The following is a 14,786-nucleotide window of genomic DNA, read 5'->3' as shown; positions in this document are numbered from 1 at the left end:
TAAATTTATTTTTTTACAAATTTAGCTTTTCCTAACGAACTTCCGTTATTATCTTTCAACTCAACAATATATATGCCCGGATTGAATTTCGAAACATTTTCGCTCCAGGTTGTATTAACTGATGTTTTTTGCATTACAAGTGAGCCGGTTACATCATAAATGTTTAGTTTATACGTAGCCGCTGTGTTGTTAGTTTTGCCAAAAGTTACATTGACGTGCAGTGTTTCGGCAGTAGGATTGGGGTAAACCACAAAAAGATCTGAGGTGCCGGATTGATCGTAGTAAACGCTAACGGGCCCTGCGTAAGTAATGTTACCAAATAAATCAACCTGTTTTAGCCGGTAAACGTTGTTTCCTTTAAATGGTGTTTTATCGGTATAGGCATAATTTGTACCGCCGTTGCTTTGTAAATTATAAACCGGGACATAATCAGTTCCGTTAGCGAGTTGTTTTTCTAAAGTAAAGGAATAATTATTCCCTTCATTTAATGTTCTCCAGGTAACCAGTATGCCGTCATTGGCTTTTTGAGCGTTGAGGCTTGCAAGTTTGTACTTGGCGCTTGCTGCAAGTGGTTCAATGGCCAGCTCAAACCTTTTGCCGCCAAAAGTATTGGTGTCGCTTTTTAAAATATTGAAAGCATATTTCTTGTAACGGCCAATATCGAGGGAGTCATTTTTAAAATGATCGAGCAGGTTAATTTTATAATTATTGGTATCGATGTTGCGTATACCTTCGATACTCAAAGTATACATTCCATCTTTTTGTCCATCTGCATATAATTTAATACGCGAGCCATTTTTGTAATCCGGGAAATGCTTAACTGCAGAAATTACGCCATCGGAAGACAGGCTTGACATGGATACATAACCGGCACCTGTATTGATATCCTTAGCGTCGCCTTGCTGAAATTTTGCAGACCATTGATCACCGAAATAAATGCCGCAGTAATTATAGTTGATGGTATCGTGTTCCATCTTCATGTAAAATCCGGTTAAGGCGTTGTTAGTTGATTGCGTGTTTTGAAGGGTGAGCATGGTTTTAAAGTTGCCGCTGGCTACGCCACCGTTTGCCGTAATTGTTTCTCCCTTTGGAGCCGACATGATGAGTGCACCCCCTGTTAGCTGAGTTGTCGGCGCTTTTTCATTTTCATTAAATGTTAAGGTTTTACCAGTTCCAATGGCATGCACAAAAAAGCCCTCGCCACTAACGGCATATCCGGTAGAAGGACCCGATGTTCCGTTTGGTGTATAAGCAATAAATGACTGATAAGGGTATGCTCTGGCTGATAGCACATAAATATTATCGATGCTTGCCGAGTTATCATTCAACACAGTTTGAAGGTTAATTGTAGAAGCGTACGGATTTCCCACCATATTATAGCCGGCATTGGTAGTACCCAGCGAGCTGGTATAGGATAAATTTCCTGAAACACCGCCGGTTGGTGTATGCCACAATGCCACGGTAACGTTTTTCTGGTTAAGATAACCGTGAGCAGTAAGCACTGCATCCTGTGGAGCCACGGATGCTAATGTGTTTGTGCGGCTGCTTGGCCCGATAAAAAACATCTGGAATGAATTACCTACTGGCAATGATAGTCCGGTGGTTCCGTCGGTCAGATCGATGGTATTTGTAGTAGCCGGAGTGAAAACGCCGTTGGTAGGCGTAACTTTGGTAACCCCGATGTTTTTACCGGCAGAGTAAGCTTTATTGTTACTTACCTTTCTTTCATCAAAAATGGTAATTGTAGGGCCTACACTTGTAGTGCTAAATCCTGCGGAAGTACCTGCGGTTCCTCCTGTATAAACGCCTGTATAAGCGATACCATTAAAAGTGTGATCTTTTAAATAAGTTAAGCCAAACGTATTGGTTAGTGCCGAGGTGGGGCTTGTTTGGTTTACCGGCGAACTTACCATGCGGTAACCGCGATTGTTATTGGTGCCGCCACCCGTAATAAAACGTTCGACATTTACAATACCAGTAATGCTACATGCGGTTGGTATTATGCCCACTGCTGCCGATTGAGTGGAACTGCTTTTTAAAGTTAGCGTTGCTGGCGATGTTACAGCAAGGTTACCGGTTGTCATGTTAAGGGCGTAATAAACATCAAGGCTACCGCTATTTACGGTTATAGTTCCAGGAGTTGCATTTGTGTTAGCAATTGTCATTGTGCCTACCTGCGTTGTGCTGGCCGTAGTACTTCCTGTAAAACTTTGGTTTGATACACTGCCAGCCCAGTTAATACCCGAAGAGTTGTTTGATGAGTAAAGAATTTGACCACCCGAACTGTTGAAAATGTTACAGCCAACCGTTAACGTATTGCCATTTAGATTTAATGAGCCTCCGCTATTAATGGTTAATGTGTAAATCTTAGTAGTTCCTGTTAAAGCCGGATAGAAACTTAAACCACCTGGTATAATTATATTTTCGGTGCCGTTAAAGGTAGGGGCACCGCTGCCAGCCGTTCCAACAATCCCGGTTGATGTATTGGTCCAGTTTAAGTTACTGGCAGTGTTTGTACTGCTATTGGCGCCTGTCCATGTATATGTCTGTATAGCTGGAGTAACAATTGCTGTGCTTTGTGTACAGCCGTTAACGGTGGTTGTAAGGGTGTAATTAGTTGCGGTTGCATTGCTAAACGTCACGGGGTTGTTGGTGCCGGTAATTGACGGCGTAGCATTATCAACCCAACTATAGGTAGCACCAGGAATGGTTTGTGCTGTTACCGTTAACGGGTTGTTGGCACAATATGCACTCGAAAAACTATACAGGTTCATATCGTTGGATGCTGCTTCTGTAGGCGTCAATTCATGGTTATAAATAGCTACATCATCAAGTGTACCAACAAAATAGTCATTGGTAGGTCTGCTTGGCCATCCCGCAAGGTTGTCGCCACCTATTCTCCAGTATTCATTAATCTGTTGGGGTATGGTATAGGTGGCTGTAGATGCCTGTAGAGTTCCATCTACATAAATTCTCATACCATATGTTGGGCCGTCTGTAACCACCGCGTGGTGCCATAACCCATCTATATATGTTGTAGTTGTATTAATGGATACTGTACCACCGTTGTACACACCATAAAAAAGTTGCCCTGTGCTGCCAATATAAAGGTTACGATCTTGCGTAGCATTACTTCCGGTTTGCGCACCGCCAATACCTATCAATTTACCACCTGCAGTAGTGGTTTTAAACCAAATACTATAGCTATAAACTAAAGGATCATACTGTGTTGTTGTAGAAATGTATTGCGGACTGGCGTTAGTACCGCTAAATTGATAAGCACCGTTGGTAATGCCATTTCTATCGGCCGTAGCTACAGGTAGCGTATTGCCCTGTAGAGTCCCGGTATTAGCAAGTCCAGACCAATCTGTTAAGCTGCCACTCTCAAAAGGATAGCTAAGCATGGGCGTATTTATTGAAGAAGAAAATTTTTGATTAACGGTAACTGTTACAGGCGTGCGTGCGCTTATACTTGCACCAGATGTGTATGAAACATATAATGTAGTAGTACCCCCCATAAACGGAGTGTAAGTAGCTGTGCTGGCAACAGCCGTACCTCCCGTAGCAACGGTATACCAATTATAAGTCCCCCCCGACGGCAAACCACCAGAGGCGGTTAAGGATGTTGTTTGGGCTCCGCAAAGTGTTGTTGTACCCGCTACAGTTGGGGCTGTAGGGTTTACTATTATAGTTAATGTTGTTACACTGTTGCCAGCACTGTTATATCCCGTTACGGTTATTGTATTACCGGTTGCAGAAGTAACAGCTGTTGGTGTACCGCTTACAGTACCCGTAGTATAATCGAAACTAAGACCGGCAGGTAGGGTACCGGTGTAAGTGTACCCTGTTAAAATTTCTTTAATTATTTTATTATTTCCCGAATCTGCGATATATAAACTCTGACCGGTAGGGTCAAGGGCTAAACCACGAGTACTATTTAAGCCTGTTAAAATGGCAACCGGAGTACTGGAGCCCGCCGGTATTTCTCTTACCGCGCCATTACCAGCAATTCCCAAACCGTAATCGGCCACAAATATATCACCTGCTGCATCAATTACAACTCCGCTTAGACTGCCAAAAGAAGCTATTAATGTTTTTGTTGTACTATTTATAATTTTATAAAGACCTCCTCCGGTACGTTCGGAAACATATAAATTTCCTGCCGGATCAAACGCCAGCCCCCAAGGGCCATTAAAGCCTGAGCCAACTAAAGTAAGTGTTGTTGTGCCGTATGGAATTTCGTAAATATTACCTGTTGTAAAAGAAGCAAAGTATAAGTTTCCTGCATTATCAAGTATCGGACCATATGGGGAATTTAGCGAAGCTGACGATATGTAATTACTAACAACCCCTGCTGGGGTTATCTTATAAATGACGTTAGAAACGCTACCAACATATACGTAGCCTGAGGGATCTACCGCAATGCCTGTTAAGGTACCGGCGGCGAGGCCGGTCGCAAATGTTGTAACGACTCCTGCTGGCGAAATTTTTAAAATATTTCCAGTGGTATTATCAACTTCATATAGATTACCTGCAGCATCGAAATCAAGGTTGAAAGGTTGACTTAAACCCGAAGTTACGAAATTACTTGTAGCAAGATATGTTGTCGCCGGCACTGCACCTCCCGTATTGGTAGGTGAAAGGGGAGTAATTGCTGTATTTACTGTATAAGTCTGGGGCGTAACATAGGCGATGTTGGGCGCCGCCAGTGTGGTAAATGAGGTAGCGGCGCCATACGACGTACCTAGTGAGTTTATAGCATATGCTCTCACGTAATAGGTTGTATTAGGTGCAAGGCCCTGTAAAGGAGCCGAAAATGTAGTAGCTGTTGTAGCGCCAGATCCCATTATAAATTTACTGTTTGCAGTAGTTGGGGTTGTCGCGCTTGTTGAATAAACAACCCCATATTCGGTAACTGTACTGCCGCCAGTTGAGGTGATACTGCCGCCAACTGTACCTGTTCCACCGTAAATATTAGTTACTGGTGTTGTGGTTGTAACGGTAGCTGTAGTTGGACTGGCAAAAGTGATCGCTGCGGTTGTACCCGGGGAATTAACAATAGTAGCGGCTGATGAATTACCAGAGGCTTTTACTTCGTATATTGATGAGAAGCCGTTGTATGTTAAAGTTGAACTTGTGTTAACACTTGAATTAAGGGTTGCTGTAATAAAATAATACCCCAGATTAGTGGCGCTACCATCAGTATTCCCGGCGCTTACATACGTATCACTGAAGGAAAAGGTGTTTTGTGTGCCGGTGTCATATAAACTAAGTGCATTGTTTATTAAAGTTGAACCACTTACTGCAAATACGCTATTAGTTGTACGGTAAAGACTTGCGTTGCCTGTAAAATTGCCCTGCGCGCTGTTGGTTCCCGTACTTGTAAAGTATATTTGTGAACCCATTTCATAGTTGCCTCTTGATTGTATTTGCATGCCATATAATATGGCCGTGCCCATCCCCGCGTAAAGTGGCGATGGAGTAATACCGTTAGCAGTGCTTGTTATTCCGGAATATTTTAAATATCGGGTATACATATGCATTTCATCAAACTGAAACGCCCCATCCGAACCGAATGAATTTTCTGCCTCCAAATAAGATGATCCGTAGGTAAGAGAAACAGCTTGGCCGTCGCTCGCATTCGTTCTTGAAGTTTGCAGCGTTTGAGCTTGTGTTACTGTAGTTGTAAGTGGATCTAAGTACATTTTCCAGTACCCACCTGCATTTCTCTGTATTTTTATACAATATGAAGTTCCGTTATTGAGTGCGGAGTTGCTGACAAGTAATTGATAAGCAGTTCCTGATTTTACAACATAAACGCGTAAAAAACCGGATGCGTCTTGCGTTAGATAAAAACCATCCATTGATGTTGAAAATGTACTGCTTGATGCGCTTAGCCAATACCGCCAAGAGTTTGAACCGGCTGTTAAATTTGACCCTATTGTAGTTGATGGTGTTGATGGTCGAAAAAAACCTAAATTACAGTTATATATCAATGACCATTCCCAATCATTATTATTTAAAGATGTTTTAAATGATGCATCCGCAGCATTGGGAATGTAGTTTACTGCGAGCCCTTTTGGCGTTGCCTGGTATTTGGACTGTAAACAACGGCCTGATGCTGCTGCAAGATTATTTGTAGCAGCCCCAGAAACAATTACTGATGTATTATTGGTTGCTACGTTAGGGTCTGGTAAAAAACCTGGAGCATAAACGCCACTTGGGTTGTTATTATTGGTATTGTCTACAGTGTTGCTGTCAAAATAGTTATAACAGGCGTATCCTATACTGTTAGTAATATACCGCTGTGCCTTAACTGAGTAAGTAGAACAGCATATTATCAGTATTGCTAATAAATATTTAAGTATACGTGTTTTCAAACGAGTAAGATTTGTGAAGGTTACGCAAAAAATGTGCTAATGAAATTTAAACCCTTAAAATTAGCCAAAAAACTAACAATTAAAGCATTTACGTAAAACAATGGTAACAAAGTTGCGTTTTTAGCGAAATATTTTCAATAAACATATTCCTATAGGTTGTGACTTTTTTTCCGTGATGGGGAAAAATTTCCTTTAAAATAATTGTGCTTAAGGTGCGCGTATTTTGAGGAAAATTTATTTAAAAAAATTACTTTAGTTAACTGAGGCGATAATTTCAATGGTCGGATATTGTGTCCGTTATTGAGTAGTCAATTTCAGGAAAATCAAAGCAGGAGGTGTACCTAACTTTTTTGATTAAAAAGCTCGATAGCTCGAAAGAAAAGATTGAAAGAAGGGGGAGTATTACCGTTTTAAAAACTTAGCCTGCCCCAATGAATAACCATTGGTGTCTTTCAGCTCGACAATATATAGTCCCGGTTTAAATTGCGATACGTTTTCGCTCCAGCAGGTACTGGCCGCGTTTTTTTGAATGATCACGGCACCTGTCGCATCGTAAATTTTAAGATTATATGAGGGCAACGCGTTATTGTTTTGGTTGTTGGTTACGTTTACGGTCAATTGTTCGGCAGTAGGATTGGGGTAAACCACAAAAAGATCTGAGGTGCCGGATTGATCGTAGTAAACGCTAACGGGCCCTGCGTAAGTAATGTTACCAAATAAATCAACCTGTTTTAGCCGGTAAACGTTGTTTCCTTTAATTGGTGTTTTATCGGTATAGGCATAATTTGTACCGCCGTTGCTTTGTAAATTATAAACCGGGACATAATCAGTTCCGTTAGCGAGTTGTTTTTCTAAAGTAAAGGAATAATTACTCCCTTCATTTAATGTTCTCCAGGTAACCAGTATGCCGTCATTGGCTTTTTGAGCGTTGAGGCTTGCAAGTTTGTACTTGGCGCTTGCGGCAAGTGGTTCAATGGCCAGCTCAAACCTTTTGCCGCCAAAAGAATTGGTGTCGCTTTTTAAAATATTGAACGCATATTTCTTGTAACGGCCAATATCGAGGGAGTCATTTTTAAAATGATCGAGCAGGTTAATTTTATAATTATTGGTATCGATGTTGCGTATATCTTCGATACTCAAAGTATACATTCCATCTTTTTTTCCATCTGCGTATAATTTAATCCGCGAGCCATTTTTGTAACCCGGAAAATGCTTAACTGCAGAAATTACGCCATTGGAAGACAGGCTTGACATGGATACATAAGCAGCCCCCGTATTGATATCCCTGGCATCACCTTGCTGGAATTTTGCAGACCATTGATCACCGAAATAAATACCGCAATAATTATAGTTGATGGTATCGTGTTCCATCTTCATATAAAATCCGGTTAAGGCGTTGTTAGTTGATTGTGTGTTTTGAAGGGTGAGCATGGTTTTAAAGTTGCCGCTGGCTACGCCGCCATTTGCCGTAATTGTTTCTCCCTTTGGAGCCGACATGATGAGCGCACCCCCTGTTAGCTGAGTTGTCGGCGCTTTTTCATTTTCATTAAATGTTAAAGTTTTACCAGTTCCAATAGCATGTACAAAAAAGCCTTCGCCGCTAACGGCATAACCCGATGAGGGAGCGGAAGTTCCGCTTGGTGTGTAAGCGACAAATGACTGATAAGGGTATGCCATGGCTGATAGGATATAAATATTATCGATGCTTGCCGAGTTATCATTCAACACGGTTTGAAGGTTAATTGTAGAAGCGTACGGATTTCCCACCATATTATAGCCGGCATTGGTAGTACCCAGCGAGCTGGTATAGGATAAATTTCCTGAAACACCCCCGGTTGGTGTATGCCACAATGCCACGGTAACGTTTTTCTGGTTAAGATAACCGTGAGCAGTAAGCACTGCATCCTGTGGAGCCACGGATGCTAATGTGTTTGTGCGGCTGCTTGGCCCGATAAAAAACATCTGGAATGAATTACCTACTGGCAATGATAGCCCGGTGGTTCCGTCTGTCAGATCGATGGTATTTGTGGTGGCCGAAGTGAAAACGCCGTTGGTAGGCGTAATTTTGGTAACCCCGATGTTTTTACCGGCAGAGTAAGCGAAATTATTATTTACCTTTCTTTCATCAAAAATGGTAATTGTAGGTCCTGCACTTGTAGTGCTAAATCCTGCGGAAGTACCTGCGGTTCCTCCTGTATAAACGCCTGTATAAGCGATACCATTAAAAGTGTGATCTTTTAAATAAGTTAAGCCAAACGTATTGGTTAGTGCCGAGGTGGGGCTTGTTTGGTTTACCGGCGAGCTTACCATGCGGTAACCGCGATTGTTATTGGTGCCGCCACCTGTAATGAAGCGTTGAACATGCACCACACCCGTAATACTACAGCCGCTTGGTATTGCCGCTACAGCGGCTGTGGAATTGGCATCAGATTTTAATGTTAGTAAACTATTGGCGTTTAAAGTAGTTGATGATGTTGTAGCCATAGTTAAAATACCTGTGCTTGATACCGCAAAGTTGCCCAGGCTAATTAACTTGGTGCCGCTTACCTGGAAGGTTATGTTTTTAAATACCACACCATTGCCCGAGTCTGAACTGGTATCAGACAGGTTTTGCGCAGTGCCCTGGAATATTACGGTTGGGTTGTTACTTACCACATCAACTTTGCCGCCGGATGACGCCCAATCGCCAGCAATGGTAAGGTTGCTTGACTGCGCGTTTTTTTGCCCAGTGCCGGTAAATTTCACGGTTTGATACACCGATGGCGATGTATTTAAATAGGTATTGGTTGAATTATCGGTATAAACGGTTTGGCTTACGGTTCCGTTGTATTCTACCGTACAGGTGCCGCTGCCTGCATAAAAGTCAATAGAGTTACTTAGGCTTGAGGTATTAATAGGGGTTGCGCCCGACAGTCGCAAAGCCGCGCTGTTGCCTGTGCCAGGTTCTATATAAAATGTGGGTGTACCAGCCACCGATGGGCCAAGACCTGTAAAGGTACTTTGTGTTAATATTTTACCGCCTACAGTTGTGGTGCCACCTTGTAGTGAAAATGAACCGTTTATTTGCCCGAGGGTGAGTGTCAATATTATATTTACGCCTATAACAGTTGAGTTAACGGTTACATCACCAGCTATATTAAAGTTGGTAATGGTTGATATCATTTTTAAGTTGCTGGTTAGGTTAAGTACAGAAGAAAATGTAGTATTATCAGCAATTTGTAAATAGCCACTACAAATAAGGGAACCCGTACCTGCAATAGTAGTAGTGTATGTGGTTAGTAATGAAGATGATTGAATAATGTTGCTACTTACGGTTAATTTCCCATTAACAGTTAATAAAAGCGAGCTTAACGGAACCAAGGCACCGAAAGTGATAGATTTGCAGGATAAATTATCGGTAGATGCCACCGTTGGCGGATTAGTGAACGATAAAATTAAGCCGATATTTACATCGTCTCCAGTAGCCGGTACACCAGATGGCGACCAGTTACCTGCTGTGTTCCAGTTTGATACCGCTCCGGTAGTGCCTCCCACCCAATTTTTTGTGCCGGCATTTGCCAAAGATATTTGTAAAACAAGCAGTAGCAACGGCATAGCCATGTACACTATTAGCTTTCTCATAACGCAAGTAAATTAAGTAGTATTTTATTCCTATTGGTTGTTGGAATAATACATGAATTTACCTCTTAGTACGAGTGTTTTATAATTATGACGGCCTTTTTCGGATAATGAACAAAGTGAATAGATTGTTTATTTTGTAGTTATTAAATATTATAAATATATATAATAATTATGTAGCGGTTTGGGTTTAGTTAAACTACTCTACCGTTCTGTAACTGAAGCACTTTATCAACGCTGTTAGGTATTTCATGCTGATAGTGTGTTACATAAATAAGGGTTACATTGCTGATGCGGCAAAGGGTATCAACCAGGTTTTTAAAATGTAGCTGCTGGTGGTCGTCCATTCCCTGGCATGGCTCATCAAAAATAAGAAGCGCAGGGTTTTTAATCAGGGCGCGGGCTAACAGGCATAAACGTTGAGTGCTGGCCGGTACATTTTTAAGTAGGATTCGCGCATATTGGTCAATCTCAAGAGTTTTCATCCAACGCAGGGCTATGGAAGCGCGCTCTTTGCTGCTGGGCCTAAACAAACCTAAGGTATCATAATAGCCAGATTCTATTACCTGTAAGCAGCTGTTGTCCGTTGGGAAATATTGATGCAGTTCTGGCGATACAAATCCTATTTTCTTTTTAATATCCCAAATGCTTTCGCCGGTGCCGCGCTTTTTATCAAACAAAATAATATTATTGGCATAAGCCTGAGGGTTATCACCATTAATTAAGCTAAGCAAGGTTGATTTGCCCGCGCCGTTCGGCCCAAGCAAAGCCCAACGCTCGCCCGGATTAACTTCCCAGTTTAAATCATCCAAAACCACTTTGCTGCCATATTGGATATGTACTTTATCCATTTTTACAATATGGTGGTAGTTGGTGGTATTTGTATTAATGTTAAGCAGGGCGCTAAGTTCGGCAGCATCTAAATAATCTTCGGTACCGGCGCTAAATAATTCAGCGTTAAATTTGGCGCGGGGTGTTTCATGCACAATAGTGCCTTCCTTTAAAACTGCCACGTGCGTAATTGCATCCGGAATTTCATGTGCCGAGGTGGCTATGATTAAGCTTATGCCCGATGCTATGATCTGGTTAATGATCCCATTAAACTCCTGTCTTGTTTTTATGTCCAGTCCCGTTAGCGGATTGTCCAATAATAATAATACCGGATTTTTGAGTAGTGCCGCGGCCAGCATAAGGCGTTTGGTTTCGCCGTTTGATAATTTGATTAACTGTTTATCTCGTAGCTGGTGCAGGTTGAGTAAGGTGAGTACGTTTTCTGTTGTCCACCTGGCGGCTGTTATCTGCCCTGTATTTACAGATGCCAGGTAATTGTCAACTGTTAACGCATCTTCAGAGTCAGAGGAGTTGTATCGTTGTTGATAATAAAAATCACTTGTGTTTGATAAATTTTTGAAATGATGGCGCGGCTCAACAAGTGCAATTAGCTTTGTTTTGGCGCTTACACCATTAGTATGGGGCAGGGTACTTAAAAGCTGCTCATCAAAATGATAATTGATCTCGCCCCCGGTAATATTAAATCTCCCTGCTATTGTTTGCAGCAAGGCGCTTTTGCCAGAACCACTTGGACCGATGAGTGCCCAATGTTCATTTTGGTTTATTTTGAAAGTTAGATTTTTGAACAGCGTATTGTTCAAAAATCTAACAGTGGCATTGTTTATAGAAAAATAGTTTGTAGTCATAGCTTGTTCTGTAGTGGCAAAATTAGTCATCTACATGAAAAAGCGCTTCTATCAAGTATTATTTAAACATAAAAGTTGATTTATCTTTAATTATGCGGTTCTCTTTAACGATTGATTTGGGTTTAATTGCGCGTTGTTTTTGTTTAGCCTGTTCCAGCCTGCTATATTAACCATTTCGTCCTTTACAAAATTATTGCATTTCTTATTCGGGCAGGCAACAATCCAGTGTTTTTTTACTTGCTCAACCTGAGGTCTGGTTCCACATTTGATGCAATTCTCGCATTCAATGTTTGGTTGTATTTCGATAGTCATAATAATGTATAGTTATAAATAGAATTTTCAAAATTACTAAAACTGAACAGTACTTTTTAATATTTAACAAAAACATGCACTATTAGTATGTTAATGTATATACAGGGGATAGTAAAGTACTGTTGTTGCAGGCTTTTGAAGTTTGTAATAAATTTTAAAACGCATGGGCGATGCAATTGTTTTTTAGTTAATCAAAAAAATAGTTATTAAATGATTGATTAATTAAATCTCTCTAAAATGCCCTCTGCTATCATTTGAGCTATGACTTCAGAAAGTTTATTTAGTTTAATGCAATGTATAACTTTCTGTACATTTTTTTGAGTTGATAACAAACATGATACACTTAAAGGTTGAGTTAGCGCTATAAAATGGCCATTTTTAAAGTAGGTCTGGTTATTGTATTAAGTTTAACAGCACAGAAAAAAATTGAACGCTGTTGCTAATTCTATCTAAAAAAAACCACTATGAAAAACCTAAATTTATTGTTGATCGGAATGATCATGTTAACGCTAAGCAGTTGCTCTGTAATTTCAGGAATATTTAAAGCTGGGGCTGTTGTTGGAATTATAGCCGTTATTGTTGTAATCCTTGTTATTGTTTGGCTTATTTCTCTTTTTAGAAAATAGATATATTTACTATGGGGATAATTATTGTATTTTTAATTAAACAATCCTTTGCTTCTTGAGTTGTATTAATAACAAAAACATAATTTACCATGGAAAATACGCAAGCAACAACAGAAGTACTGAATGATCTGATTCAGATCAACAACGACAGAATTGAAGGATATAACCGTGCCTTAAAAGATTTGAAAGACGGAGAGCCCGATTTGAAATCTCTCTTTTTAGCAAACATTGATGCCAGTAACCGTTATAAAAACGAACTCGGAAAAGAGGTGGAAGTGTTAGGTAAAGATATTGACACAAGCACCACCACCAGCGGAAAGATTCACAGGGCCTGGCTCGACGTTAAGGCGGCCTTTACGGGTCACGATACGCACAACATCCTCGAAGAATGTGAGTTTGGAGAAGATGCTATAGTGAAGGCCTATCGCGCAGCGTTAAACGAAGAGTATGTTCCCGCTTTTTTGCGTGACCTGATTACCAGGCAGCAAGACGAAATTCTTGATGCTCACGATGAGATCAAAGCTTTACGCGATAGCGTTCATTGATTTGATTTTAGTATCAAGTAGTAAGTATCAATACAAAAAACAAAAAGGTCTGGCGCAGAGAACGCCAGACCTTTTTTTTAAGCCAGGCCCTCCTTAAAAAACAACTTTACAAGTAATCACCACGCACTACTGACCGCTCACAATTCATCCTTTACTGCCCGAGACTAATTTCCTGAACTTGCCAGCTGTTTCGTTCAGACCAGTCGCCGCCTTTGTATGTCATTTTGATGGTCCAGTTTGATTTTGTTGTTTGGCCGTTTGCGTCAATAGACTTTACGGTAGATTTAATTTGATAGCTGTTTGTAGTGGTATCAATAACCGGACTGAAGTTGTTATCCGGAAAACTTGCTGTGCCTGGTTGCTTTAAACGTTCGCGCACAAATATTTTTGCACTTTCGAAGGCTTCTTTTGAAGTAGGCTTGCGGTTTATATGCACTACGCTGTTTTTGCTAATGCCGAAAATTATAATGATGGCGGTAACAAAAAAAGCAATGCTATAAAGAGTGGCGGTTTTAATATGAGGATGCCGGTGCCAGCCAATATTTTTACGCTCTTGGGCAGATAAATTTTTCCAGTCGGAATATTTCATAGATAGATAATTTACCCAATTAAACAATGGCGCTTTAAATTGTTTTGGGAAATTGATAGCACAAAAAAACGCTTCCGAAACCGGAAGCGTTTTTAGCAATCTAAAAAAAGTAAGATTACATTTTTTTAGCTGTGTCTTTTTTAGCTGAATCAACTTTAGCAGTATCTTTCATTGCGCCCATTTTAGCAGCAGTATCCATTTTAGCTGAGTCCATTTTAGCTGAATCTTTTTTAGCTGAATCTGCAGCAGAAGAAGATGAAGCACCTTTACAAGCTGCAAATGAAGTAGCGATAGCTAAGGCAACTAAGCCTAATTTGAATGAATTTTTCATGTTTAATTTTTTAATAAATGATTTAATAGTTTTTCTGTTAATACCGCAAATGCAAAAAGGTAACCCATAATTTTCAAAAAAAAATTAAGAATTACCTTTTACGTTGTAAAAAAACTAAAAAATCAATAAAAAGGGATTAAGGTTTATACCTGTGCTCCCTTTTTATAAATATGTTTCAGCAATTACTTTTTAGCTGCTGTGTCTTTTTTTACAGAGTCAACTTTAGCTGCACCAGCTTTAGCAGTTGAATCAGTAGCTACTGTTGAATCTTTTTTCACTGAATCAACTTTAGCTGAATCTTTTTTAGCTGAATCAGCAGCGCCAGATTTAGCAGCACCACCACAAGCAGAGAAAGAAACAGCAATAACTAAAGCAACTAAACCGGTTTTAAATAAATTTTTCATTTTCGTGAGTTTTAAATGTTAATGTTTTTTGATCGTTTTCGGTAATTAATACCCTATTCTAAAAAAGGTAACCCATTAAATTGAAAAAAAAATTAAATTCTATAGAATTGGTAGATTTTATAGCTCTTGGGAATGTTTTGCCTGCCGTTTTTTTATCGCAGATTTGCAGGTGTAATTATTATTAACTCCGGGTTACCTTATTTGCGTTTGTGGTATTAATTTAGGGGCGTAGATAAATGGACGAATAGGTACAAGAGAGGCAAAATAAAATAGCGATTCTCTTT

General features: G+C 40.3%; 8 protein-coding genes. 2 read left to right on the top strand and 6 right to left on the bottom strand.

Annotation, left to right across the window (positions count from 1 at the left end; translation table 11 throughout):
* Window positions 1-5: 5 nt before the first annotated feature.
* The 3 genes from QWZ17_RS05350 to QWZ17_RS05340 form a co-directional block, all read right to left on the bottom strand.
* Entirely contained in the window at window positions 6-6,380 is a 6,375-nt protein-coding gene (locus QWZ17_RS05350; RefSeq protein WP_290303982.1) for a LamG-like jellyroll fold domain-containing protein, read from the bottom strand.
* A gap of 402 nt (window positions 6,381-6,782) precedes the next feature.
* A complete protein-coding gene (locus QWZ17_RS05345; protein ID WP_290303981.1) occupies window positions 6,783-10,001 on the bottom strand; it encodes a T9SS type A sorting domain-containing protein in 3,219 nt (1,072 codons plus the stop codon).
* A 191-nt stretch (window positions 10,002-10,192) separates the two neighbouring features.
* On the bottom strand, window positions 10,193-11,695 hold the full coding sequence (locus QWZ17_RS05340; RefSeq protein ID WP_290303980.1) for an ATP-binding cassette domain-containing protein: 1,503 nt from the start codon (window positions 11,693-11,695) through the stop codon (window positions 10,193-10,195).
* A gap of 776 nt (window positions 11,696-12,471) precedes the next feature.
* On the opposite strand from QWZ17_RS05340, the gene QWZ17_RS05335 reads away from it, so the two are divergent.
* Window positions 12,472-12,633, top strand: a complete 162-nt coding sequence (locus tag QWZ17_RS05335) for a hypothetical protein (protein WP_290303978.1) — start codon at window positions 12,472-12,474, stop codon at window positions 12,631-12,633.
* Window positions 12,634-12,722: 89 nt separating this feature from the next.
* Window positions 12,723-13,178 (top strand): PA2169 family four-helix-bundle protein, encoded by a 456-nt coding sequence (locus tag QWZ17_RS05330; protein ID WP_290303977.1) that lies wholly within the window; start codon window positions 12,723-12,725, stop codon window positions 13,176-13,178.
* A gap of 151 nt (window positions 13,179-13,329) precedes the next feature.
* Here QWZ17_RS05330 and QWZ17_RS05325 read toward each other — a convergent pair whose 3' ends face one another.
* From QWZ17_RS05325 to QWZ17_RS05315, 3 genes are all read right to left on the bottom strand, one after another.
* Complete coding sequence (locus QWZ17_RS05325; RefSeq protein WP_290303975.1) at window positions 13,330-13,767, bottom strand: hypothetical protein; 438 nt, start codon at window positions 13,765-13,767, stop codon at window positions 13,330-13,332.
* 115 nt (window positions 13,768-13,882) lie between these two features.
* Window positions 13,883-14,098: a hypothetical protein gene (locus tag QWZ17_RS05320; RefSeq protein ID WP_290303974.1), complete on the bottom strand. Its 216-nt coding sequence runs from the start codon at window positions 14,096-14,098 to the stop codon at window positions 13,883-13,885.
* Window positions 14,099-14,280: 182 nt separating this feature from the next.
* Window positions 14,281-14,502, bottom strand: a complete 222-nt coding sequence (locus tag QWZ17_RS05315; protein WP_290303973.1) for a hypothetical protein — start codon at window positions 14,500-14,502, stop codon at window positions 14,281-14,283.
* Between the last annotated feature and the right edge of the window lie 284 nt (window positions 14,503-14,786).

Source organism: Mucilaginibacter flavus (genome assembly GCF_030409315.1).
Classification (GTDB): domain Bacteria; phylum Bacteroidota; class Bacteroidia; order Sphingobacteriales; family Sphingobacteriaceae; genus Mucilaginibacter; species Mucilaginibacter flavus.
The sequence above is the reverse complement of the archived record's forward strand: the minus strand, read 5'-3'. Positions and strand labels throughout refer to the sequence as shown.

Bases quoted from the DNA above. Each gene is read 5' to 3' on its own strand.
- QWZ17_RS05345 (WP_290303981.1), bottom strand. From the start codon at position 10,001: ATGAGAAAGCTAATAGTGTACATGGCTATGCCGTTGCTACTGCTTGTT.
- QWZ17_RS05340 (WP_290303980.1), bottom strand. From the start codon at position 11,695: ATGACTACAAACTATTTTTCTATAAACAATGCCACTGTTAGATTTTTG.
- QWZ17_RS05335 (WP_290303978.1), top strand. From the start codon at position 12,472: ATGAAAAACCTAAATTTATTGTTGATCGGAATGATCATGTTAACGCTA.
- QWZ17_RS05330 (WP_290303977.1), top strand. From the start codon at position 12,723: ATGGAAAATACGCAAGCAACAACAGAAGTACTGAATGATCTGATTCAG.
- QWZ17_RS05325 (WP_290303975.1), bottom strand. From the start codon at position 13,767: ATGAAATATTCCGACTGGAAAAATTTATCTGCCCAAGAGCGTAAAAAT.
- QWZ17_RS05320 (WP_290303974.1), bottom strand. From the start codon at position 14,098: ATGAAAAATTCATTCAAATTAGGCTTAGTTGCCTTAGCTATCGCTACT.
- QWZ17_RS05315 (WP_290303973.1), bottom strand. From the start codon at position 14,502: ATGAAAAATTTATTTAAAACCGGTTTAGTTGCTTTAGTTATTGCTGTT.